Origin of the sequence: Nitrospira sp. SG-bin1, assembly GCA_002083365.1 — a bacterium.
In the GTDB taxonomy this organism is placed as follows: domain Bacteria; phylum Nitrospirota; class Nitrospiria; order Nitrospirales; family Nitrospiraceae; genus Nitrospira_D.
This window is the reverse complement of sequence record LVWS01000002.1, coordinates 38,705-61,786: the sequence shown is the minus strand read 5'-3', so window position 1 is coordinate 61,786 and position 23,082 is coordinate 38,705. Positions and strand designations below refer to the sequence as shown.

At 56.5% G+C, this 23,082-nt stretch carries 26 protein-coding genes; 9 read left to right on the top strand and 17 right to left on the bottom strand.

Annotation, left to right across the window (positions count from 1 at the left end; all coding sequences use genetic code 11):
* Positions 1 to 89: 89 nt before the first annotated feature.
* Positions 90 to 512 carry a hypothetical protein gene (locus tag A4E19_12125; GenBank protein ID OQW37916.1) on the top strand — a complete coding sequence of 141 codons (423 nt, stop codon included), beginning with the start codon at positions 90 to 92 and terminating at the stop codon, positions 510 to 512.
* Between the two features lie 190 nt (positions 513 to 702).
* Here A4E19_12125 and A4E19_12120 read toward each other — a convergent pair whose 3' ends face one another.
* The 4 genes from A4E19_12120 to A4E19_12105 all read right to left on the bottom strand — a co-directional run bounded on the left by A4E19_12120 (position 703) and on the right by A4E19_12105 (position 4,950).
* Positions 703 to 1,299: a hypothetical protein gene (locus A4E19_12120; GenBank protein OQW37915.1), complete on the bottom strand. Its 597-nt coding sequence runs from the start codon at positions 1,297 to 1,299 to the stop codon at positions 703 to 705.
* A 405-nt stretch (positions 1,300 to 1,704) separates the two neighbouring features.
* Positions 1,705 to 2,475 (bottom strand): peptidase, encoded by a 771-nt coding sequence (locus A4E19_12115; protein OQW37914.1) that lies wholly within the window; start codon positions 2,473 to 2,475, stop codon positions 1,705 to 1,707.
* Positions 2,472 to 3,452 carry a hypothetical protein gene (locus tag A4E19_12110; GenBank protein ID OQW37913.1) on the bottom strand — a complete coding sequence of 327 codons (981 nt, stop codon included), beginning with the start codon at positions 3,450 to 3,452 and terminating at the stop codon, positions 2,472 to 2,474. Before A4E19_12110 ends, A4E19_12115 begins: the two co-directional genes overlap by 4 nt.
* Positions 3,453 to 3,525: 73 nt before the next feature.
* The gene (locus A4E19_12105; GenBank protein OQW37931.1) at positions 3,526 to 4,950 is read right to left on the bottom strand and encodes a hypothetical protein; all 1,425 of its coding nucleotides are present in this window, start codon (positions 4,948 to 4,950) and stop codon (positions 3,526 to 3,528) included.
* 271 nt (positions 4,951 to 5,221) lie between these two features.
* Between A4E19_12105 and A4E19_12100 the strand changes: the two genes are divergently transcribed.
* Together A4E19_12100 and A4E19_12095 are read left to right on the top strand one after the other, a co-directional pair.
* A complete protein-coding gene (locus A4E19_12100) occupies positions 5,222 to 6,226 on the top strand; it encodes a hypothetical protein (protein OQW37912.1) in 1,005 nt (334 codons plus the stop codon).
* Positions 6,220 to 6,642 carry a hypothetical protein gene (locus tag A4E19_12095; protein OQW37911.1) on the top strand — a complete coding sequence of 141 codons (423 nt, stop codon included), beginning with the start codon at positions 6,220 to 6,222 and terminating at the stop codon, positions 6,640 to 6,642. The genes A4E19_12100 and A4E19_12095 overlap by 7 nt, the downstream gene beginning before the upstream one ends.
* 93 nt (positions 6,643 to 6,735) lie before the next feature.
* Here A4E19_12095 and A4E19_12090 read toward each other — a convergent pair whose 3' ends face one another.
* Positions 6,736 to 6,915 carry a hypothetical protein gene (locus tag A4E19_12090; protein OQW37910.1) on the bottom strand — a complete coding sequence of 60 codons (180 nt, stop codon included), beginning with the start codon at positions 6,913 to 6,915 and terminating at the stop codon, positions 6,736 to 6,738.
* A 49-nt stretch (positions 6,916 to 6,964) separates the two neighbouring features.
* Between A4E19_12090 and A4E19_12085 the strand changes: the two genes are divergently transcribed.
* Entirely contained in the window at positions 6,965 to 7,396 is a 432-nt protein-coding gene (locus A4E19_12085) for a hypothetical protein (protein ID OQW37909.1), read from the top strand.
* A gap of 74 nt (positions 7,397 to 7,470) precedes the next feature.
* On the opposite strand, the gene A4E19_12080 is transcribed toward A4E19_12085, so the two are convergent.
* The 5 genes from A4E19_12080 to A4E19_12060 form a co-directional block, all read right to left on the bottom strand.
* Entirely contained in the window at positions 7,471 to 7,974 is a 504-nt protein-coding gene (locus A4E19_12080; GenBank protein OQW37908.1) for a hypothetical protein, read from the bottom strand.
* Positions 7,975 to 8,378: 404 nt separating this feature from the next.
* Complete coding sequence (locus A4E19_12075; protein OQW37907.1) at positions 8,379 to 9,209, bottom strand: ABC transporter; 831 nt, start codon at positions 9,207 to 9,209, stop codon at positions 8,379 to 8,381.
* Between the two features lie 12 nt (positions 9,210 to 9,221).
* Positions 9,222 to 10,013, bottom strand: coding sequence for a hypothetical protein (locus A4E19_12070; GenBank protein ID OQW37906.1), 792 nt, complete (start codon positions 10,011 to 10,013; stop codon positions 9,222 to 9,224).
* Positions 10,014 to 10,051: 38 nt separating this feature from the next.
* Entirely contained in the window at positions 10,052 to 10,987 is a 936-nt protein-coding gene (locus A4E19_12065) for a hypothetical protein (GenBank protein ID OQW37905.1), read from the bottom strand.
* Between the two features lie 45 nt (positions 10,988 to 11,032).
* Positions 11,033 to 11,230: a hypothetical protein gene (locus A4E19_12060; protein OQW37904.1), complete on the bottom strand. Its 198-nt coding sequence runs from the start codon at positions 11,228 to 11,230 to the stop codon at positions 11,033 to 11,035.
* Between the two features lie 107 nt (positions 11,231 to 11,337).
* On the opposite strand from A4E19_12060, the gene A4E19_12055 reads away from it, so the two are divergent.
* Together A4E19_12055 and A4E19_12050 are read left to right on the top strand one after the other, a co-directional pair.
* Positions 11,338 to 12,537 (top strand): hypothetical protein, encoded by a 1,200-nt coding sequence (locus A4E19_12055; protein ID OQW37903.1) that lies wholly within the window; start codon positions 11,338 to 11,340, stop codon positions 12,535 to 12,537.
* A complete protein-coding gene (locus A4E19_12050) occupies positions 12,534 to 13,043 on the top strand; it encodes a hypothetical protein (GenBank protein ID OQW37902.1) in 510 nt (169 codons plus the stop codon). Before A4E19_12055 ends, A4E19_12050 begins: the two co-directional genes overlap by 4 nt.
* A 37-nt stretch (positions 13,044 to 13,080) precedes the next feature.
* On the opposite strand, the gene A4E19_12045 is transcribed toward A4E19_12050, so the two are convergent.
* Complete coding sequence (locus tag A4E19_12045) at positions 13,081 to 13,572, bottom strand: hypothetical protein (GenBank protein OQW37901.1); 492 nt, start codon at positions 13,570 to 13,572, stop codon at positions 13,081 to 13,083.
* Between the two features lie 271 nt (positions 13,573 to 13,843).
* Between A4E19_12045 and A4E19_12040 the strand changes: the two genes are divergently transcribed.
* Positions 13,844 to 14,635, top strand: coding sequence for a hypothetical protein (locus A4E19_12040; protein ID OQW37900.1), 792 nt, complete (start codon positions 13,844 to 13,846; stop codon positions 14,633 to 14,635).
* 40 nt (positions 14,636 to 14,675) lie between these two features.
* Here A4E19_12040 and A4E19_12035 read toward each other — a convergent pair whose 3' ends face one another.
* Positions 14,676 to 15,593 (bottom strand): hypothetical protein, encoded by a 918-nt coding sequence (locus A4E19_12035; GenBank protein OQW37899.1) that lies wholly within the window; start codon positions 15,591 to 15,593, stop codon positions 14,676 to 14,678.
* 1,036 nt (positions 15,594 to 16,629) lie between these two features.
* On the opposite strand from A4E19_12035, the gene A4E19_12030 reads away from it, so the two are divergent.
* A complete protein-coding gene (locus A4E19_12030; protein OQW37898.1) occupies positions 16,630 to 17,868 on the top strand; it encodes a hypothetical protein in 1,239 nt (412 codons plus the stop codon).
* Positions 17,865 to 18,497 (top strand): hypothetical protein, encoded by a 633-nt coding sequence (locus A4E19_12025; GenBank protein OQW37897.1) that lies wholly within the window; start codon positions 17,865 to 17,867, stop codon positions 18,495 to 18,497. The genes A4E19_12030 and A4E19_12025 overlap by 4 nt, the downstream gene beginning before the upstream one ends.
* A 126-nt stretch (positions 18,498 to 18,623) precedes the next feature.
* On the opposite strand, the gene A4E19_12020 is transcribed toward A4E19_12025, so the two are convergent.
* From A4E19_12020 to A4E19_12000, 5 genes are read right to left on the bottom strand one after another with little or no spacing between them, the layout of a single operon-like run.
* Positions 18,624 to 19,430, bottom strand: a complete 807-nt coding sequence (locus A4E19_12020) for a hypothetical protein (protein ID OQW37896.1) — start codon at positions 19,428 to 19,430, stop codon at positions 18,624 to 18,626.
* A 2-nt stretch (positions 19,431 to 19,432) separates the two neighbouring features.
* Complete coding sequence (locus tag A4E19_12015) at positions 19,433 to 19,750, bottom strand: hypothetical protein (GenBank protein OQW37895.1); 318 nt, start codon at positions 19,748 to 19,750, stop codon at positions 19,433 to 19,435.
* Entirely contained in the window at positions 19,740 to 20,822 is a 1,083-nt protein-coding gene (locus tag A4E19_12010; protein ID OQW37894.1) for a hypothetical protein, read from the bottom strand. Before A4E19_12010 ends, A4E19_12015 begins: the two co-directional genes overlap by 11 nt.
* Positions 20,812 to 21,813 (bottom strand): hypothetical protein, encoded by a 1,002-nt coding sequence (locus tag A4E19_12005; GenBank protein ID OQW37893.1) that lies wholly within the window; start codon positions 21,811 to 21,813, stop codon positions 20,812 to 20,814. Before A4E19_12005 ends, A4E19_12010 begins: the two co-directional genes overlap by 11 nt.
* Positions 21,810 to 22,976, bottom strand: coding sequence for a hypothetical protein (locus A4E19_12000; GenBank protein ID OQW37892.1), 1,167 nt, complete (start codon positions 22,974 to 22,976; stop codon positions 21,810 to 21,812). The genes A4E19_12005 and A4E19_12000 overlap by 4 nt, the downstream gene beginning before the upstream one ends.
* Between the last annotated feature and the right edge of the window lie 106 nt (positions 22,977 to 23,082).

Genomic DNA, 23,082 nt, shown 5'->3' with positions numbered 1-23,082 from the left:
AACCGTAAGGCGTGAGGGGTAAGGGGCGAGGCGATAACTGCCGCGCTCCATCGCCTGACGCCTCACGCTTGACGCCTCACGAGGAAGGCATGCCTGGAAAGATATTACTAGAAGTCGTAACGCCGGAAAAACAGCTGCTGAGTCAGCAGGTGGATGAAGTGATCGCCCCTGGGTCTGAAGGCGAATTCGGCGTCCTTCCCGGGCACTGCCACTTCCTCTCGACCCTTCGCATCGGCGAACTTCGTTATCGTGTCGAAGGGCAAACCTATTCGATGGCCGTTCTGTGGGGCTTCGCCGAAGTCACTCCGACCAAAGTCACCGTCATGGCGGAAATCGCCGAGAAAGCGGAAGACATCGATGTGGAGCGGGCGACCGCCAAGGTGGCCGAAGCGGAACGGCGCCTTCAAGCGGGCGGCTTACCGTCCGAAGTCAAAGAAGCTCAGATCAGCCTGGAAAAGGCTCGTCTCCGCAAGAAAATCGCCGAACGGGCGAGAAAAACCAGTCACGCCTGAACCAGTTCGACTCCCGCACGACATTCCCTTAGCAGCGGACTTCACAACTCCATGGCGGAAGGGTAATCTCGTGCGTTCTCGCCCCTGACCGGCAGAGCAGAAGCCACGTACTCTCGGTTGGCGTTTCGCTCATGACTCAATCACCGGCGTTCTGGACTTCCGATGCCCTTTCAGATTCACCGTCGATCGGCTAGGACCCTAGCTGAATACTGATCACGATCGCCCCCATGACATCGTTGAGCTTGAAGTCTCGTTTCGGGCTGTCGGGATGCGCATTATGACAGCCGATGCAAGCCTGTGTGACGGCCAGGTCAGCATACACCGCCTCGTAATACCGCTTCTCGCCCACCCTCGTGACGCCCGTGTAGGGACGGTTGGGTTGAGTCAGGATCGTGCCGAGTCCGATGCTTTCTAAAGCGTTCGTCGCGATATTGCGTTTGTTGATCGGCCACAAACTGATCAGCCGGTACTCCATCCCGAGGCCTTTCTTGCTGTTGTACCGTCCTGATTCCAACAGAAATTGGGCCGGAAGGGGTAAGGTATTCATCTCCTGCCAATTCTCGGATGCGACTACCACTCCTTTCGCCTGCATGCGTTCCACGACATGCCTGGTATACACGTCTCGATCCGCCTCGATCACCGCGTGGATGTAATCGGCCACCGTGTCCATCGGGAGGTTGATCGATGTCGTCTGAGGCAAAGTACGAGCCGGCCACAGGAGCGTGGCACCTCCTATTGCCGCTCCCAACAAGGCGGTGCCCAACAATATGTTCTTGGAGGAAGTCATACATACCTCCCGGTTATGCACGCGGATGGATCGCCTGGCCGATCACATCTCACGGGCGGATGAATAGTGCGGCAGGTGAAGATGAGAAATCGTTGGGTCGGTAGACCGACCAAGATCAGGACAGTTTCTATTCGGGGAACAACGCGAATGGATCGGAAGGATCTACAGGAACTGTACGAGCCTCTAAGGAGTAGGCGAAGCTGATCGGCGGTGTGCTTAAGGAGCAAACAATCGTGGGAAGGTACCACCGACATGGTTCCGTTCCCTCGTTCGCAGGAGATGACACGCCCGCACAGTCATACGATACAGAAGCATACTCTCCGGCCTACACGTTGTCCAATCGTCGGCATATAGTTTGACCCGGAGTGAAAGAGCAGGCCCGTTCGACCTGTTATGGCACGCGACTTACGAAGATGGATCAGAGCCGTCTCTAGATGAAGATCGGGTATTGCGAGGCAGCGATTCAAGCAGATGATCAACCCACGTCGAGGGCAGTTTTTCCACTGATTCATAGATCCGGGACTGCCACCACGACGAGATCTCGACGAGGTCCTCTTTCTGAAAACGATGTTCGACGATATCAAAGGTATCGTGTCGATACAGCACGACATCGAGAGGATATTCGACGCTGGTCGAGCTGGTGCGAGTGGCATCGAAGGCCAGAAATCCCACCTTCAGGGCAAGGTCCATGTTGGAGTGGTACCGCAGCACGCGATCGAGGAGCGGTTTGCCATAGCCGGTTTCGCCGATGATGCAGTAGGGGGTGCCTTCACTGACTTCCACCCAGTTTCCCTGGGGGTAGATGAGATAGAGTTTGTGTTCCCGGTCGTTTTCCAACTGCCCTCCAACCAGAGCGTGGAGGTCGAAGATCAATCCCGCTTTGTCGAGCGCATCCTTGTCCTCTTGTGCGACCCGCCGGATCTGCGCGGCGAATACGTTGACGGCCTTAAACAGCTTATCGAATGTCTGATCGCTTTCCCCGATAGCTTCGTCGAAATAGGTGACGGCCTTGTCGCGCACGGAACGCAGTCCCGAAGTCATGAGAAACATCGAGTGCCGTCCATGCTGATGGATCGAGACCTTTCGTGCCGTGATGCATTCCACGCCGGTCGTCACCCGCGTGTCGGCAATACCGACGAGCCCGTCTTCTACTTTCATACCCAGGCAAAAGGTCATTGTGCCTCCGCTCCGGTGATCGTACTGTGGACAGGACGAGGGGCAAAGAAGGTTTCGAAAATGGCGTCTCCCACGCGATTAAGCTGCCCCTGAAACCGGTCTAAGAACTCGTGGAGCCCACCGGCCACGCAATCCTCAAGATCGCCGAAGTCCAACTCGGCGCGTAACCGTCCCAATCGCTTCTCGGCTTGGTTCTGATAAGATCCGTGTTCAGACCCGGAGATGGCGTGGATCGAATCTTCGCTTTTGATGAGACAGTACCGGATGGCTCTCGGAAAGGTGGAGTCGAGAATCAGGAACGCCGTGACATCGTCCGGGGAGATGCGGCCGAAACGTTTGTAATACATTTCGAGGGCGCTGGCGGATTTCAACAATGCGGACCACTGGATGATATCAAACGGTGTGCCGACTTCTGCGACGGTCGGGAGCAGCATGAAGTATTTGACGTCGAGAATACGGGAGGTCTTATCCGCCCGTTCCAGCAAACGGCCGAGTCTGGCAAAATGCCAGCCTTCTCCGTGCGACATGGTGGCATCGGTAATGCCCAGAAAGAGATGGCTGTTTGCCTTCACGTCCGCCAAAAACGTATGAAGATTGTGGCTGGACAGGCCTTTCGAGGCAGCGGTTCTCACCATGAGATAAAAGCGGTTGACTTGCTCCCACATGTCGGTGGAGATGACTTCTCGGACTGATCGAGCGTTTTCCCGAGCTGCCGTCAGGCAGGACAGAATCGAGTTAGAGTTTGCGGCATCGACTGAGAGAAATTGGATGACAGCGTCCTTCGTTGCCTTCCCATAGCGGTCTGTAAAGCTCTCATGATCGCCCGTGGTGGCGACCAGCGGTTCCCACTGCTCCATGGTGCCTCTGGGAAGGTCAAGTGTGAGGTTCAAGTTCACCTCGATGAACCGAGCATAATTTTCCGCCCGTTCGATGTAGCGGTTCAACCAATAGATGGAACTGGCGACTCGGCTCAGCATCGTTGGGCCAGCCCTGTCTGTTCACCAGTTATCGGATCAGTGCTGGTCTCCCGGTCTCTCATGAAGATGATCCTCATGAAAGGACCCACGTGTCCTTGTTGCCGCCACCTTGAGAGGAATTCACCACGAGAGACCCTTTCCGCAACGCCACGCGCGTCATGCCTCCCGGTAAGACGTACACATCCCGGCCATACAACACGTACGGACGTAAATCGACATGACGACCTTCCAGATGATCCTCGACCAAGGTGGGTACCCGCGAGAGTGCCAAGGTCGGTTGCGCGATATAATTGCGTGGGTCGGCCTCGATGCGACGGGCACAGCCTTCACGCTCCTGCTTTGAGGCATGAGGTCCGATCATCATGCCGTATCCACCGGCCTCGTTGGTGGCCTTCACGACCAGTTGATCCAAATGCTCCAAGACATAGGTTCGATCCTGTCTATTGGAACAGACATAGGTGGGCACGTTCGGGAGAATCGGTTCTTCTGCTAAGTAGTAATTGATGATCTTCGGGACGTACGCATAAATAGCTTTGTCGTCCGATACGCCGGTGCCGGGAGCATTGGCGAGCGCCACTCTGCCTCTCTTGTAAGATTCCATGAGACCGGGCACTCCCAGTACAGAATCATGACGAAACGCCAAAGGGTCCAAATAATCATCATTGATCCGCCGGTAGATCACATCCACGCGCTGAGACCCCTTGGTGGTTCGCATATGGACTGACCCATCTACCACCACCAGATCGTTGGCCTCGACCAATTCCACACCCATTTTTTGGGCGAGCAGGGAATGTTCGTAATAGGCGGAATTGAAGATACCCGGCGTGAGAATGACGATGGTTGGATCAGGAAGGTCCGAAAGGGACCGAAGGGTTTCCAAAAGTTGGCTTGGATACCCGTCCACCGGCCTCACGCGATAGGCCTCGAACAGCTCGGGAAACGTCCGCTTCATGACCTGTCTGGCCTCCAACACATAGGCCACTCCGGACGGGCAACGGGTGTTGTCTTCGAGGACATAGTACTGGCCATCGCTAATTCGGACCAGATCGATCCCCGCAATGTGGCACCAAATGCCACGCGGTGGGTTGAGACCAACGCAGGGCTGCAAGAAGCCCGTACTGGAATAAATCAGTTCGCTGGGTATCACCCCGTTCTTGAGGATCTTTTGATCATGGTACACATCGTCGATAAACAAGTTCAGCGCACGCATGCGCTGTCGAAGTCCGGACTCGATGCGTTCCCAATCCGAGGCCATGACGATCCGCGGTACGATGTCGAAGGGAAAGATCTGTTCATGGCCGTCGTCGCTTCCGGAGACGCCGAACGTCATCCCCATGTTGAGAATGACTCGTTCCGCCGCTTCCTGGCGCTTTTTCAGTTCTCCTTCCGGCAGTGACGCAAACTTTCGGAGCAAGAGGGTGCTTCCCGGTCGCGGTTGACCCTTCTCCTCGTACAGCTCGTCATAGAACCCTTCTGGGTCATAATGCGAAAATCGTATGCCCATGTCAGTTACTTTCCGGGGAAGTCACCCTAACAAAACACCTCACCGGCTTCAACAGCTCCTTGAGAGAGAAGCTGAAGTGCTTCTCTGGTTACTGCCCCCCGGGAATCTCGATGATCAGCTCCCTAGCATATCGTTGATCTTGATGTCCTTCTTAGACCTAGACGGACAAACCTACTCGGACAATATGGTCCTTCGCTAGGTAAGAAGCAAACCCCCGCAATCCCGATTGCATTTGCCCAAGGCTCTTTAGTAGCGTGTCCTGCACATGATTACAGAATTCATCATCACGTCCGGAGAGCAGCCAAAACGGCTGGATCTCTTTCTTGCCAATCGAGAACGGGATATCTCACGGTCGGCGTTGCAGCGTTTGATCGAGTTGGGGCGCATCCGTATCAACGAGCAGGTGGTGAAACCGAGCCACAAGATCAAGCCCGGTGATCGGATCACCATGGATGTGCCAAAGCCGGAACCCCTTTTGATCCAGGGTGAGGCGATTCCCTTGGAAGTGCTGTTCGAAGACGATTTCCTCCTGGTCCTGAATAAACCGCCCGGTATTGTCGTCCATCCCGCCCCGGGAAACTGGACCGGCACGCTGGTCAACGCACTGCTCCATCATTTTCAAACGTCAGGCGGAGCGATGTCGACCATCGGGGGGAAGGAACGCCCCGGTCTTGTTCACCGGTTGGACAAGGAAACATCCGGCGTCATGGTGATTACCAAAACCGACTCGACACATCGTGCGCTTGCGGCACAATTCAAGCTCCATACCATCACCCGCGTCTATGAGGCCCTGGTCTGGGGGGTTCCCAAAAAAGCTCGGGGATTGATCGAACTGGCTATTGGCCGGGATATCAAAGACCGGAAGAAATTTTCAGCGAGAACGACCAGCCCCAAGGCATCCGTGACGGAGTACGTGGTGGATCGGCGGTACGGGAAAGTGGCCGCCCATGTGTTGCTCTACCCTCGGACCGGCCGAACTCATCAGCTCAGGGTTCACCTGGCTTCCTTGGGACATCCCATTCTGGGAGATCACACGTACGGCGGGCGAAAGGTTTGTACGATCAACGAATTGGAAATTCCCCGCGTAATGCTCCATGCCAGAACCCTCGGCTTTACGCATCCCGCGACGGGCAAGGCGGAAGACTTCACCAGGTTGGTGCCGAGCGATATGGAGAAGGTGATGCAAGGCCTTGAACAGCTCATCAACCCTGGTAGAAAGAGTTTAGCTGAACCGCCCGCCGGTAGGCACATTATGGAGGACACATGCTGACCGGGGAGCTGCTCGATGCGATCGGTGGTTTGACCGCTCACATCAAGTCGTATGCCGCCAAGCTGCCTGTCGTGGTTCACTTAGGCGCGCTGCCCTCTGGAGTGAAACCGTCCTTCGAGGCGGTGGACAGCTATGAAACCATCGTCACACGTGTCAGAAGCCTGAGTGCCGGAACGCCGTACAAGGCCTTGAATGAATCCTTGGTCTTGTCCTTGGAAGCGTTTGAAATCGGGAACCTCCTCGGGACCATTCAACCGCTTCTCGCTGTTTTGGATCATCTCGAACGGATGCAACGCGATCGAGATATTGAAGTCGGCGGAAGAGACGAAAAGCGTCTCACGGAGTATCGAGTCGCATTACATAAGGTTCTTCCTGGAAATCGGCCGGAATTGGATGGCGCGGGTGGAGGCCTGTAAGTTCTGGTTTTGATGACGAGTGGTGAGTACTTAATTTTTCGGACCGCGCCCGGCCCGTCACTCAAGCGTAGAACACAAAACTGTTTGGGGTGGTCAGTGGCCCATCTTGGGGCCCAACGCGTTCGGGCCTACAGCGACGAGTTTGAAGCGGACCAGGTTTCCACAGTGAGGGCACTTTGCCCGCACGGTCTCCTCGTCGAGTACTTCATACTCGTCGGTCTTCAGCCACATGAGTTGAGAGCACTTTGGACAGGTTCGGACTTGCGTTGCCATCGGTTTCCCCGTACACTTTGTGACAATTCGGGGGATACTCTAGTACAAGATGCCTCCCACCCTCAAGCCCGCTGTCACCTACACTCATCACGAGCCTCCTGACGCGTCCCAACTTCTGCGCCTGTACCAACAGGCCCCATGGGCCAAGGGTCGATCGCTCGAGGACGCCAAAGAAATGCTCCGTCATACCGACGTGACGCTCTGTGCATGGGACGGCGACCATCTCGTGGGGTTTGGACGAGTACTCACCGATTTCATCTATCGCGCGACCATTTGGGATGTGATCGTCGACAGGAGCTATCAAGGTCACGGGGTGGGGACGGAGATCGTCCGCCGCATCCTCACTCATCCGCGCCTCGATCGAGTGGAGCTTTTCTGGCTCTGTACCAGGCGGCCGGGCTTCTATGAAAAACTCGGTTTCAGCTCAAAGGAACAAACAGGCATGGTCTGGAGCCGAAGCAAGAACAGTAAACTGGAATAAGGTATGTCACCCACGAGAGCCAACCCTTCTCTACTCGAAGGCGAAGGGTTGGCCGCAGTGAGTGTCGTGCAGGACTAGAAGAACATTTTTCCACCGAAGAGGAACCCAAACGAAGACGCGTTCCAATCATCATTCCGGCCGCCGGTACCGGTGGTATGGCCGTCGTTTCGTTTGTAAGCCCATTCCACATTGAGAGCGAACCGTTCGTTGAGCTTGTAATCTCCTCCCCAGCCGAGTCGCCAGGCAAACGTATTGCTGGGGCTGATGCGAATCGCCGTATCTTCTCCAAAACTGTTCACGTTCACGCCGAAACTCATATTCACGTATGGAGTGATCCGCCCAAGTTTCACGGGACGCAGTTCCACCGTTGGAAGAACCGAGACCGTGTCTTGATGTCCCAGGTCCACGTCAGGTCGTTCAATACTGACTCCGTGTCGCTCCCATTCGAGCATCATCCCGACCAACAGCCAAGTGTTGAGGCTATACAGACCTTGAAAATTGACCAACGGCCCGATGGAGGTTGAGGTGTTGTCCGAAAGCTGTTGAGTCAACGGGGAAAATCCTGCCCGAAACCCCACTATCCATCGGCCCGGTTCAGTTCCACCGAACTCCTCCGCCAAAGTTGGAGCGGGAAGGGGACTTAATATGGTGAGTACAGTGAGCCATACTCCGATCAATCCCGCTGAGGGCAACTGTCTATGCATGAATCTCCTCCTCTCGTACAATGTGTGCCATGGGTGGGTACAACGGCTCTCACTGATTTCTGCGATCGCGTGCCGCTTCTGGTTTCCAGGACGAACGAATCGTCTCAGAACTTGAAGAGTCTCTACTTTCGATGGCCCAAGCAATGACGGTCCGGCTCTAGGCTGGTTACCCTAGGCGGATCCCACCAACCACAGGCCGACCTACTGGTGGCCAAGACACTTAGACTACCCCATCACGCTAAAGAGCATAGCCTTATTGGAGTGCTGGAGCAAGATACTTAGTGGGAATGGATGAGCTGTGTGCGTCGCAGGCGCTTAGGCGAAAAGAGGACTGCGAGAAAAAAAATGGAGGTCGCGAGCAGTACGATGGCTGGTCCTGAGGGGACATCCAGCACCGCGGAAATCAGGACGCCTGTTATTGAGGTGAGGACACCGATTGACGCCGAGTAAAGAGTCAGTGCCGCGAGACTATGGGTGAGCTGATAGGCCGTCGAAGCGGGAATCAGAATCATCGCAAACACCAAGATCGCGCCGACGGTCTTCAATGAGACCACCACCGTCAAGGCTACAAGCGTCAGGAGGAGAAAAAATATCTGTCGGGCCGGTATGCCCGAGGCTTCGGCCATCTCTTGGTCGAAGGCGATGAAATAGAGTTCTTTTGCAAACAACAGGAGCAGGCCCAACACTAGCACACTCAGCGCTCCGATAATCTGTAATTCCTCTGGAGTGACAGACAGGACGCTGCCGAATAAGTACCCGTACACCTCGGCATTATAGGTCTTCATCAGTCCGATGAAGAGAATGCCCAGTGCCATCGTCGTGGTGTAGAGAATACCGACCGAGACATCCAGCTTCATCCTGCCCCGTTCTTCGACCCAGCCGGTAATCCAGACCGTAGCCAGGCCAAACAGAATGGCCAGCAACAAAGGGGGCCACCCCATCAAGTAGCCGAGAGCCACGCCTGCAAACGCGGCATGCGACGTTCCGGCTCCGACAAACGCCAATCCGCGCAGGACCACAAACACGCCAATAACCGAACAGAGCCCGCCCACCATCGCCGCGGCCAGGAGGGAGCGTTGCATGAAGTCATAGGCGAGGAGATCGAACATGGCCTGATATTCCTAGTGGTGGTGATGGTAGTCTTCGACGATGACGAGATCTTTTTCTGTAATAACAAGGTCTTTGCCGTACACTTGGTGGAGAATTTCTGGCTTGAGGACGTCGGCTGGAGGGCCGGCGGCGTAGAGCTTGGTTTTGAGGAGAACCAATCGATCCACCCGTGAGCGAATCATATTGATATCGTGTGTAATCAGAAGCACCGTCAAGTTCAGCTCGTCGTGGAGGTGTTGGATTAACTCAATGACATTGTGTTGCGTGGTGATATCCAGACCCGTTGTCGGTTCATCCAATATGAGAACCTTAGGTTGCTGTGCCAGAGCCCTGGCAATGAAGACGCGTTGCTGCTGACCGCCGGACAGATGGCCGAGCGCGTGATCGCGGTGCGAATCCATTCCAACTTGGGCCAGGGCTTCCAGCGCGATGTTCTGATCTTTCTTTCCCGGTCGTTTGAACAAGCCCAGCGCTCCGTAACGGCCCATCATCACGGTTTCAAGGACGGTTACCGGAAAATTTCGATCGACGACACCTTTCTGTGGAAGATAGCCGATCTTGGCGCGGTGGTGGCAGCGAAGCTCGTCACAGGCACAGTCGAAGATATGAAGGTGTCCCTCCACGGGAGCGAGCAGTCCCAACACGGCGCGACACAGCGTCGTCTTGCCGGACCCGTTCGGTCCGATGACTCCGATGAACTCGCCCTCGTAAAGGGTCAACGAAATGTCCTGGAGGGCAATGAGTCCGGGGAATCCGAAGGATGCGTGGTCAAAACGGATGATCGGCTCGCGGAGATCTGACACGGAATTTGAGGCTCCTTCCGGGGGTCATCCGAGTAAGGCTACGAGGCTGCTTCCAACGCACCGGCCAATTGGAGCACATTATAGCGGAGCATGTCGAGGTAGGTGTCAGTTCCTGCCACTCCTCCCGGCATCGTCGTCAAGACGACGACATGGGCGTTGGTTTCCTTCGCCAGAAGGTCCGGGAGTCGCTGGCTGAGTTGAATCTCGGACACGACCACCTTGATCTTCTCTTTTCTCATCTTCTCGATGAGGGACTGGAGGTGATGGGCGGAGGGTTCAATGCCGGCCTGGAGATGAATCGTGCCGGCAATATCCAGGCTGAAACGTTTCGCCAAATAGGGCCACGCCGAATGATGGGCGATGAAACGCCGGTCGGGTAGTTGCCGCATGCGCTGGGACAGTTCCTTCCGGACCTGCTCCAGCCGTTGAAGATATGCCGCTTGGTGAGATCGAAATTCAGCTGTATGGCCGGGGTCCACTTCGATGAGCGCATCGGTGATGTGACGCAGCATGATGACGACATTCTCAGGATCCAGCCAAACATGGGGGTTCCCTGCTGCTTCCCCTTCATGATGCGCTCCGTCATGCACATCCGCCTGATCATGAATCAACTCGACTCCTCGAGAAGTCGTGATCACGCGGAGCGATGGGCCTCCCGCGTTCTTCACCAACGACGACACCCAGACTTCGAGTCCCATGCCGATCTCCAACAACAGCCTGGCCTTCCGGACGGCAACCAGATCGGTGGGCTTGGGGGAATAGGTATGTTCATTCTCGTAACCGTTCAACAAAGACGTGACCCGCACATGGGGGCCGCCGACTTGCTCCGCCAAATCCTTAAGAACGGGAATCGTGACCACGACAGGAATCGGACCGCGAACTTCCGCGACGGCCTCCACGGAGAGGAGGAAGCCGACCAGTGCGGCGAGAAGAGGGCAAACCGGCCACTTCCATGCGTGGTTGAGGGAAAACATCGGCGGGGACGGTATCATCCGCATCGTACAGTGTCAACGACATCATCAGGGCTGCTCGATAGCGGGCTGTTGAAACGTCTGTGAGATCCTGACGCGAGAGAAGATTACCCATACAGAAACGCTGTCAGGACGTTCAAAGAGGCCGTCGTTCTCACCCACCCGCGCTGCTCTCGCAGCTCTTGCCCGGTCGTACGTTGAGCCTTTGAGCGATGCGAGAACGCCCCGGGCGGAACTTTTCAACATTCTGTTAGGCCATGGCCATTCGACTCCTTGACCATAGGGCAAAGTTCGATTAGCGTAGCACACCCGGAGCTGAGGCATTCCGGATTACGAGCGAAAGGATACCGGAGATGAATGTCGTCGGATTGATGTCGGGGACGTCGGCCGATGGAGTTGATGCGGCGCTCGTCAGCATCGCCCGCCAAAGAGCCGGTCTTCGAGTCGGGATGGTGGCGTTCCATTCGCTTCCTTATCCACGTTCGCTGCAGCAGCGGATTCTTTCGGCGTCGGTTTCCGGAACGGTGACCGATATTTGCCACCTGAATGCGCTCCTAGGCGAATGGTTCGCCGATGCCGCCTTAGGAGTCATTCGGTCGGCTCAACTGTCTCCGGATGATGTCGACCTGATCGGATCGCATGGCCAAACGGTGCACCACTTGCCGCATGGCATCAAGGATACCGGAGTCGGCGCCATACGATCGACGTTGCAAATCGCTGAACCGGCCGTGATTGCCGAGCGCACGGGTATTACCACCGTGGCCAATTTCAGGCCGCGCGATATTGCTGCCGGCGGGCAAGGAGCGCCGCTTACTCCCGGGGTCCACGCGCTGCTGTTTCGGCATACGCGCCGCGCGCGACTTATCGTGAATCTGGGCGGGATCAGCAACGTCACCTATCTTCCTCGCGGGTCGGATTCGGCGGAACTCGTCGCGTTCGACACAGGCCCGGCGAATATGGTTCTTGACGGACTCATGTCTCGCACCACGAACGGCAGGGCCACGATGGATCGTGAAGGGCGATTGGCGGCCAAGGGACAAGTCGATTCCAGATTGTTAGCCAAACTTCTCGCCCATCCGTATCTTTCCCAGGCACCCCCCAAATCGACAGGACGCGAGGCGTTCGGGGGGAAGATGCTCGATGAGTTACTTCAGTGGCAGCAAACACGTCAATTGTCGATCGAGGATCTTCTCGCTACCTGCAGCCGTTGGACTGCGGAAGCAGTCGGAACAGCCAGACGGTGGATCAAAGGGCGGATCGATGACGTGATCGTGGGCGGAGGCGGTGTGCGAAACCGCGCGATCATGGGACATTTGGCGGACATCTTTGCACCGGTGCCCGTCACGTCATTTGAATCGCACGGTTGGGACAGTAAGGCGTTGGAGTCGGTGGCATTTGCCGTCCTGGCTTATCAGACCGTGATGGAACAGTCCGGGAATGTGCCCTCGGTTACGGGCGCGGCGGCCCCACGGTTATTGGGTTGCATCGTCCCAAGTGGGCCCCGCTGGTTTGAGCGGCTGCGTCCACGCAAAGGCGGCGGCAGGAATAGATGAAGCTTCTTCTGGTCGGCGCGATCGGTCTCGTCGTGATCATCTTGCTTTGGCGGTATCTGACGAAGGCACGTCGAAGAAAGACACACACATTGCCGTTTGCCGTTCCTTCAGGCGTCACCCTCGGTCCAGCTCGGTTGCTTACCGATGAAGAGGTCGCGTTGTATAGCCTTCTGCGAATGGCTGTCCAGGAGCATTACCTTGTGTTCAGTCAGGTGCCGCTATGGTCTTTCGTGTCGGTTGAAGCGGCGGGAAAAATGCGCACCCATATCTTGCGTAAGATTGCGCTCAAGCGGGTCGATTTTGTCTTGGTTCATCCGGGGTCCTGTCGAGTCGAACGAGTCGTACAAATCGAGCGGGATTCAACCCCCTCTCATCAGGATGAACGGCAGTCGGTCATCGAGTCGGTGCTCGAGGCGGCGGGGATCAAACTGACGAAGTTACAACTCAAAAAAACCCATTCGCTGCCAGATCTTACGGCACGCTTGGGGATTACCGCGGAGGAGTGACGAGGCGCTCGACGCTCACTCAAACAAACCCACGGTCCTACGGCGTCTGATTCGGTGAATCTTCGGTGCTTGATGACGCCTCGATGGCTTGGCGAGCCACCTCCGCTTCCGCGCTGTCCGGATATTGATCCACGACCCGGTCGAACATCAACCGTGCCTTCTCGTGGTCGCCCAATTTCGTGTATGTCTGACCGAGCTTCAGCGTGGAAGCCGCCACTTTAGGGCTGAGCGGATAATTTGACACGACATCATAGAACGACTTGAGGGCGTCTCGATATCGTCCCATCCGATATTGACACTCTCCTATCCAATATTGCGCATTAGCTGCCAAGGCGGATTCGCCATGCAGCTCGATGAAGAGTTGGAAACCGGCCATCGCTGCTTTGTAGTCACGGTGCTTAAATTCATCCATGATGCGATCGTATAATCGACGAGTCGTGTCCTGTCGCTGAGTTGGGGCCGCCAAGGATTGGCCGACAGAGAAGAACGTGGATAGGAGCAGGACGATTCCAATACATTTGTGGAGCATAGCGGGCCTCCATCTTCCAATACGGCAATCGAAGGTCTCACGCACGCAATCAGTATGCCAGAGCTCTGAGCATTCACGAATGAGAAACGCTGAAAAAACATGCTTTTGTTCCATCTCAGCGGCAAGCAACTCGCAGGGTCTCTAAGAGCGTGTAGACGAAGACACAGATTTGTACAAAGTGGTTCGATGACCTTAACCGGCTTGTTGCGTCGCAAGATCTCCGCTCTTCGTTCATGCCCAATAGGAGCACGCATCTCCACAGGAGTCCAGGGTGAGTGAAGAGGCCATACCGACGAATCCCTTGGGTGGACGAACCTTGGTTGTCGATCCGGTTGATCCGTGTTGTTATCCGACTCCAAGCGCAGCCTTGAAGGATGTCGGAGAATCGGACCAGGTCTATGTCCGTCCTGGAATCTATGAGGATAAACTGGTCGTGACTCAACGGCCGGTACGGCTGGTCGGTGCCGGCCGGGATAGGGTCCAGATCTTCAGCCGCCGCGGAGGGCCGTTGTATTTACAAGAGGTGCCGGAAGGGTGGATTACCGGCATCACGTTCCGTTATGTCGGCAGCGACCAACATTCGGCTCTCAACATACTCAACTCCACGTGCATGATCACACAGTGCCGAGCAATGGAGGGGATCTTGTCGGGAGTGGTGTTGTATGGACCCGAATGTCGAGTCACATTTTCAGACAACGACGTGTGCCGTAATCGTGAGTCCGGCATTTTCGTCTTTGCCGGGGCTCAACCGCGGGTGGCGGATAATCGCTGCCGTGAGAACCACCATTTTGGCATCGCGGTCCGGGATCCGGGCAGTCGACCTGAACTCGTGCGGAATCTGTGCGAAGAAAATATGCTGAGCGGAATCCTGTTGTTCCAGCATGCCGAAAGTTTGATCGTCGACAATGTCTGTCGGAACAATCAGCACTGGGGCATCCTCATGACACCCGATTCGCATCCCAACCCGACACCGTCGGAGCTTTCTGCGATGAATCGACTCGAGCCGAATCCTGCCGGGGCGTATGCTGTTTCCGATCAACCGCTTTCACAGATCGGTCGATGAGGACGGCCGGACGTCGCAGGGGTGGATGAAGCCGTGAACTTCAGCGAGGGGAGGGTGTCGAATCATCGGGGATGTGAAACTGAAAAGAGCCGCCCCCTTGTTGTTTGGCCCGATACATGGCGACATCGGCGTGTTTCAGGAGCTCATCGACTTCATGATCATCGGTCGGATACACGGTAATGCCGATACTGACTCCGATCACCGCCCTGTGTTCCCCAAGGTGAAACGGATCCCCCAGCGACTTCGTGATGCGCTGCGCGACGATCGTAATATCCTCTTCGCACGTCAGGCCCTCCAGAACAATGGTGAACTCATCTCCTCCCATGCGGGCGACCGTGTCCACCTCGCGGACACACTCTTGCAGTCGTTCCGCGACGGCTTTCAGGAGTTGATCGCCGACATCATGACCCATGGTGTCGTTCACCGGTTTGAACTTATCCAAGTCGAGCAACATGAGACCGAGAGGTTGTTGAAGCCGTTTGCTGCGCGCCATGGCTTGAATGAGGCGATCGCGGAATAGGGTACGGTTCACCAGGCCCGTCAATTGATCATACTGAGCGAGGTAGGTCAGACGCTCTTCCGCCCGTTTGCGTTCGATGGCGTAGCGAATTGATCGGGCCAACAGCTCAGACGGTCCTTGTCCCTTGACGAGATAGTCCTGTGCCCCGTTCTGGACAGCCTGTAGCGCGAGTGTCTGATCGTTGAGTCCGCTCAGCACAATGATCGCGATCCTCGGGTTCGCGACATGCATTTGACGCACCGTCGAGAGTCCGTATCCGTCCGGAAGCGATAAGTCGAGCAGGACGGCATCAAACCGTGCGCGGGCCAGGCGGGTCACAGCGTCGCTGAGGCGGGTCACATGAATGATATCGAATGCTTCCAGGCTCCATTCGGCAAGAATGTCTTGAGTCAGGCGTGCATCGACGTCATTGTCTTCGACCAATAAAACTTTGATCATCGTGCCCTGAACCTGAGCGTTCCCTGAACCCCCTTCCCATCACGACGGCGCACACATCATAAGTATAGCGGAAGACCTTGAATCAACAAGCGAATCAACGAAGTGGCGACATGCACCGACCATAGGCCGAGAGCGTGCGAAACAAGGTTCGTGAGTTTGCCGATGCAGATAAGTCCAAGCGTGAACAAAGCCGCGGCACCATGGAGTATGTGTACAGAGCGCAAGAGGATTGGCGGAAATCTTATCGATCTCAGACCAGCATCCGACCATTGGCATGGAGATCAAGCCGGACGCAGAACATGAAGAAATGCTCGAAGAGTTCAATCATGAGCGGCGCGGGAGAATGCGATGAGTAGGGTAACTGCCGATGGGGCCCTGCTCAGGGCCGATGGCCGCCTCGCAGGCGTACCCCGGCTCAAAGGGCCAGAGTAACGAACGGCCGACGGCGCTTCCCCGGATATGAACATATCGCAATGTCACACCCATGCGAGCGGCCTCGTCCTTCACCGTTTGCGTGCATTCCATCGGTGAATACCCTCGACGCGAAATCAAAAGTGGCTCGCCGGATGCGCTGAAAATGGAGAATTCGCTCGCGCATCCTGTCACCGATAGCAACGCACAGAGCATGTAAGCAGGTCGACCGATCAGGCGCCATAGACCCATTGGAATCCTCCACCTTTCCTCGCATGAAGCGGAAATCGGTTCTCAAGGACAACAAACCATAGCATGAACTGCCTCCTTGAATCGACAGAATGACAGATCGGTCCATGATGCCGCGACAACCAAAGCTTTGGTGACAAAACCGAACTGACGCGGCGTCGATACTTCAGCTACCCTGCCTTCACGACAGTTCCACCGGTTCATGCAGAACTTGCCGCTCCTTCGGCAAGAATTTCCCCTTTCCGCTGGCGCTAGCTCAATCGTGTCGCGATACAAGGCCAATTGTCGAAGCCTTCTTCTGGCACAGAAGTTGAGGGAGACGGCAGTGCTTCACTTTTGGTGAGAAGAGCGTACAGGCCTGCAGCGAGGTCTTCAGATGGATGAAGTGGATTCGTTCACTGCGGTCGGGGAATGGCTCACTCGTGATGTATCGGCTGTCGGTGGGCTTCAAAGTCCGATGCTTAGCTGGATCGGTGCGGCGGGGATCCTCATCCTTTGTCTTTGGCATGGAGGGGTACTCCTCCGAGGCCTGCTGCAGATTGAAGAAACGCTCTTGCGGATCCATTCTTCCGTCTCGCCTCTTGTGCAGGCCCGTCAAAAGGTTTCCCAGGACTGGCTGGCCATCCCGGCTCTCGCGAAAAGACGGGCGCGTCTCGATGCATCGTCGGAGACCCGTCGTGATCTTGACGACTTGCAAGCGCTGGATCGAGTGATACGGTCGGAGCAGGCCTTTGCCAGAGGATGGCTTTCCTATCGCAAGACTCTCACCGTAGAGCAATCGGCATGGTTTCTCGAACCGACCGTCCACAGTCAGCGCTCCGCGAGCGAATTTTTCTCCTTCGAATCCCTTTGCGCCGCCCATCTCAATGTGCGCTTTTATCGACAGTTGCCCGCCTTTCTGACCGGTATGGGATTGATGTTCACGTTTCTTGCTATTCTGATCGGCCTCAGCAAGCTCCATGCGAATGGGTCGGAAATCGAAGGGATTCAAGGATTGATCAACGGACTTTCTGGAAAGTTTGTGACATCCATCGTGGGCTTGGGATGCGCCAATGCTTTCTCTCTTCTCGAACACTGTCTCTGGCACCGGCTGGACAATCGACACCGTGAGTGCCTCTCTCTCCTGGACGAGATGTTTCCTCAAAAAACTGCCGGGCCGCACACTCAGGCGTCTCCATTGCCGAGCGGATCCCCGACGACGATCGTCGCTCCTCTCCAACACGAGACCACACACCAACTCCTCGATATCGTACAGCAACGCCTCGGATCGACCGTCGCGGCGCTGAGCTCCGCCTCAGAGGCGCTTACGGCTCTGAACGCCAAACAGACACCGATGAAGCTCGATGGTCTGTCGACGGAGATCGGTCATGAAGTCCAACGGGCGTTAAGGCCCATGATGAACCCCTTACTGGAGGCCATTCACGATCTCAACCGCTTGATCAAGGAGCCACGCGCTCCGGTGCAGCTGTCTCAATCAGAGATGGAAACGATGATCAATCAGCTCAAGAGCCATGCCTCTGCGACGAATGAACTGGCGCGTCCGTCGAAGAAAGACAGTGAGCCAGGAAAGCCACCCCGTTCCATCTCGATTGAGGTGTCGAGGCGAGAGAAATGAAGTCGGACTCCTCTGAAGATATTCGTGACAGCTCAGCCGTCGTCACGAGTGGGGTTGCGGATCTTATGACCTCCCTCGCCGTCATCTTTATCCTATTGTTCGTGACGTATGTGACTCGTGTTGAAAATGGAAATGTCGATCCAGCCAAGAGCCGCGCCACGCCGATAAACGTAACGGCGAGTTCCGATCCACGTCCGCCAGCACCGGAATTCAAGAAGCCGAACGTCCGCACGATCGTGGTGCCGGATGCGGCGATCACCTTCGAGTTCGGAAAGAGCACGTTGCTGCCAGCCGCCGAAACCTTCCTGTCCGAGGCCATGCCTCACTATGCCTCACTTGCCTGCGGAACAAGTGAGCAGGAAGTAGAGGCCTTTGTCATCGAAGGGTACACCGATGACCTGGGTGACGATATCCGCAACTTGCGACTCAGTCAGGAACGTTCTTTTGCCGTTCTGGCGAAAAGCTTGGAAGTAATTCGCGAGAAGCTGCCATGGGCCTATGAGTGCTTCCTGCAGAAAGCCACTGCGAACGGACGAGGAAAACAGAACCTCTTACGCAATGACGCCGGATATACGGACCGCGATAAGAGCCGACGCGTCGTGTTCAAAATCCACATGCGACCGATATAGGGCCTCCAGTCTTCGCAACGACGGATTTCTGATCGTCAGCATCTCGTATGGCGCACAAGGCGCTGGGTCGCCTCGGATCCAGACTGCGCGCGGCTGATCATATCCGTAGTCTCCCATGGCTGATGTTTAAGAAATCCGTGGGCACATGCGGCGGGCCAGTTCGGCAAACTGCTCGAGAGAAAGAGTTTCCGCGCGGACGGAAGGAGAGAGAGCCAATGTGTCCAACGCTTCTGCCAATAGCTTCTGATCGCATCCTTGATCCTTCAGTGAATTGACCAGCGTCTTTCGGCGGTGCGCAAAGGCGGCTTTTACGAGTGCGGCAAACTTTGGCTCATCCTCGCGGTTCAGCGCTCTCTGATGCTTGGTTTTTAAAAGAACCACGGCAGAACCAACTTCCGGTCTCGGTCTGAAACACTGCGCAGAGACTTGGAACGCTTTCGTGATCTCCGCCCCATACTGCGCCATGACGGAAAGCACTCCGTAGTCGGAGCTGCCGGGTTTGGCAACCAATCGGTCGGCGACTTCGTTTTGCAGCATGAGCACCATGCGGGGGAAGCGGTCGCGCTGATTGAGAAGCCGGAAGAGTAGGGGAGTGGATAAATAATATGGAAGATTGGCGACGACGATGGTGCCGATCGGAAGCTGTTCGATCGGATAGGTCATTGCATCACCGAGGACGAGCGTGAGATTCAAAAACTGGAGCTGTCGTTCGGCCAGGTAGGTGTGGAGTCGTGGATCGATTTCGATTGCCGTTACCTGGCCGGCCGCGCGGCACAGCGCTTCCGTGAGGATGCCACGCCCGGGCCCGATCTCCAACACGGCATCGGCCGGCGTAAGTTCGGCCAGTGCGACGATCTTGCGGACAATGTTCGGGTCGATGAGAAAATTCTGTCCGAGACGTTTGATCGCTGCAGGAGGGAAAGAGGACTCCACCCTCAACTCCCGGTCGAGGGCGGCTGGGCCAGGTGCCCGGCTAATATCTTCAGTGGCGAGCGATAACATTCCACGAGGTCTGTAAACTCTTCGACCAGGTCGTTGGTGAACGACGGTCCCGGTTGGATGCGAGCGAACACCTGTCCTTCCAGAGGGCCGACGGCATCGGTAATCAGCGCGACCGTGCGGGCTTTCCATTTGACTATTCGTTCCGTCCCGGCGACGGTGTTCAGATCTTGAAGAGTCTGTTGAGCAATGGCATCCAGTTCATCCAGCTGCTGCCGAACCACGGTAAGACTTTTCGACGCGTCAGGCGACATGTCCGGCCCGTCCTTTTTTGGCACGAGATGGCGTCATCTTCGTTTGGGCGATCTTGGCGGCCAGCTTGACGGCCTCAATCAGGCTTCCGGGGTCGGCGACGCCCTTGCCGACGATATCGAACGCGGTTCCATGATCCACCGAAGTGCGAATGATGGGCAAGCCCACGGTGAGATTGACGCACGTGCCGAATGCCACGAGTTTCAGGGGAATCAACCCTTGATCATGATAGAGGGCGACGACGCCGTCGTACTGTCCGTTCGCCGCCTTCCCGAATAGGGTATCGGCAGGCAAGGGATCGCTCGCCAGGATGCCCCGCTTTTGGGCGGCACGCGCCGCCGGCAGAATCACACGGGTCTCTTCATCCCCGAACAATCCATGCTCCCCGGCATGTGGGTTCAAGGCCGCCACGCCGATTTTGGGTTTAACCATCCCGAACAACGTCGTGAGTGCCAGGTGTGCCAAGCGAATCCCCCTTTCGACCTTCGCTTGAGTGAGCAGCGACGAGAGATCTCTGATCGCGACATGTGTCGTGACGAACATGATCCGTAACGGTCCGCCCACGATCATCATACCTGACTCGTCGGCTTGCGTGAGGTCGGCCAACAACTCGGTATGGCCCGGGTACCGGCAGCCGGCCATGTTGATGGCTTCTTTGTTGATGGGTGCCGTCACCATGCCTTGGATACAGCCGATCTGAGCCAGTTCGACGGCCTTTTTGATAAAGGCGACCGAAGCGGCGCCGGTCTCCGCCGCGGCAAGCCCGGGCTTGAACGTTCGCAGCGGTGTCTCCAGCGGGTCCAGCACCGGTACTGTCGCCCTAGGTGTCGGCATCGTTTCATGACCATGAACTCGCAGGACGTTCAGGTTGAGCTTCAGCGCCTTGATCGTTCGCGCCATGACGGGAAGTGATCCGATGACGATCGGTCGACACACCTTGTGGAGACTAGGGCTTGAAAGAGCCTTGGCGATGACCTCCGGCCCGATGCCGGCCGGGTCTCCCATTGTGAGACCCAACAAGGGAAGTCGGAGGGATGAGGAGCGCGCGCGAGGTGGTCGTGCTTCAGTTGACATAGAGATGCACCGTATAGCCGATATAGAACAAAGCTCCGGCGGCGAGCAGCCACGGCCGCCAGTGACCTCCGATGAGAATCTGCAAAAGGCAGAGCCCTACCGCCTGCACGGCTAGAATCATGGTCGTCAATGCCGATGGTGCGATGGACCAAGCGGTTCCGATCAATCCCAGCGCAACGGGAAAAGTGCCTTGAAACACCATGGCCCCTGTGACATTGGCCACGGCGAGTCGGTCTTTCTTACGATAGAGCCAGAGAAAGCTGTTGGACATCTCGGGCAGCTCGGTGGCAAGCGGCGCGATGAGCAGTGCCAAAATCAACGGCGACATGGCGAACAGGCCGGCCATCGATTCCGCGGCCGTGACAAACAAATGGGCACCCACTATCAATCCGCCCAGACCCAGGAAAGATTGAAATCCGATCATCGCATACGACGGTATCGCAGCAGTCTTGTCAAAAATGAGCGGCTCCAGTTCACCGCCTTCCTCTCCGCCTGCCGGTGTGAATTTGAGCTTCATGTAGTAAATGTACAAGCAGATCAATACGACGGCCGCGATGAGATGAATGAGTCTGGAGGGCACGAAGGCGCAACCCAACGCGATGAAATATCCGAACATGAAAAACGTGAGATCGGTCAGCACTTCACGATAGTTGAGGTGAAACCGCCCGGTCCGTTTGCCGGCCCGCGCATAGATCAACAAGAGCATGGCCAACATGGGCAGCACCAGCGTGCTGAGCATGAACGGCGCGCCCAAGATCGCGCCTAACCCCACCTCAACCTCCTCCCGGCTTTCGCCGAAAAAAATGGCGATGATCGGGATTGATGTTTCAGGCAAGGTCGTGCCGATGGCGGCAAACACGCTGCCCACGGCCCCCTCGGAAATCCCCAGGCGTTTGCCGAGCCACTCAATGGCATTGGTAAAGAGGGCGCAGCCACCGAGTGTGACCACGACCGAGAGGATAAAGAGAAGCACGTAGTACAGAACGGTCATGCCCGGCCCCGCGTATTCGCGGTTCGTCTCGTACGCCCTTGCCGATAGACGAGCAGGGCCTCTTCCATAATCGTCTTCAAGGGACGACCGGTCCGCTGGGCGACCGTCTTACAGTCCGCATACTCCGGTGCTGCCTTTTCCCAACCGGCACCGACGTCGGCGACCTTCATACGAATCATTCCTCCTTTGGTCGTCACGGGGACAAACCGCCGGGGAAGCACCCGGCGGGTCACCTCTTGAACCCGTATCCCGAGGGTTGAGGTCTCTTGGAACAGAATTTCAAGCACGGCCTCCGTTTGGGGCGGCATCGCAAGGCAGGTCACGACGACTCCAGGCCGACTTTTCTTCATCACCACGGGGGTCAGTGTGACATCGACGGCACCGACGGCAAAGAGTCGTTCCATCACGTGTTCGTAGGCCTGTGGGATAAGGTCATCGAGATTCGTTTCAATCTGCATCATGCGTTCGGTTTGTCGCGTGGGAGACGCAGACGCATTCTGCAGAAATACGCGAAGGGCATTGGGCCATCCGTCCGGATCGCGGTCACCGGCACCGTAGCCGACGGCCATGCTTTTCATCGTCGGCATAGGCCCGAACTCCGATGCCAATGTCCGCAGGAGCGCAACCCCGGTGGGAGTCGCGAGCTCGCAACGGGGGCCGGCGGCAAAGATGGGGATCCCTTTCGCGAGCGCCGCCACCGCCGGCCCGGGAACAGGCAAAAGTCCGTGTGAGGTGTGAATGGACCCCGCCCCGACATTGATGGGGGACGATGTGATGCGAGTGGCGTTCAAGAGATGACAGCCCAGCACGCCTCCGACGACATCGATAAACGAATCCACAACCCCTACTTCGTGAAAATGCACGTCCTTCAGGTCGACTCGATGGGCAAGGCTCTCGGCCTCAGCCAGTCGATCGAACACCGATCGACTACGTTCCTTGACCGGACCAGGCAACGTGCTATCGGCCAAGAGCTTTCGGATGCGAGAAAGGGCCAGCGGTCGTTGAAACCCCTGCTGAACGACCACATCGACCTTGACCGCCGGAAGCGCGCCTCGCTGCACCTCACGCTTTCGTAGCCGGTACCCGTCGAGCGGTAGGCGTTTGAGGCCGTTCACCAAGTCCGTCCATGAGAGCCCGGCGCTCACCAGTGCCCCTAGGACCATGTCTCCACTGACACCGGAGAAACAATCAAAGTGTAAATGCCGACCCACCGAAGTCCTCACTCTTCATGCGCAAAATGACCGGTCATCTTACCGGAGGCGCCGGCGA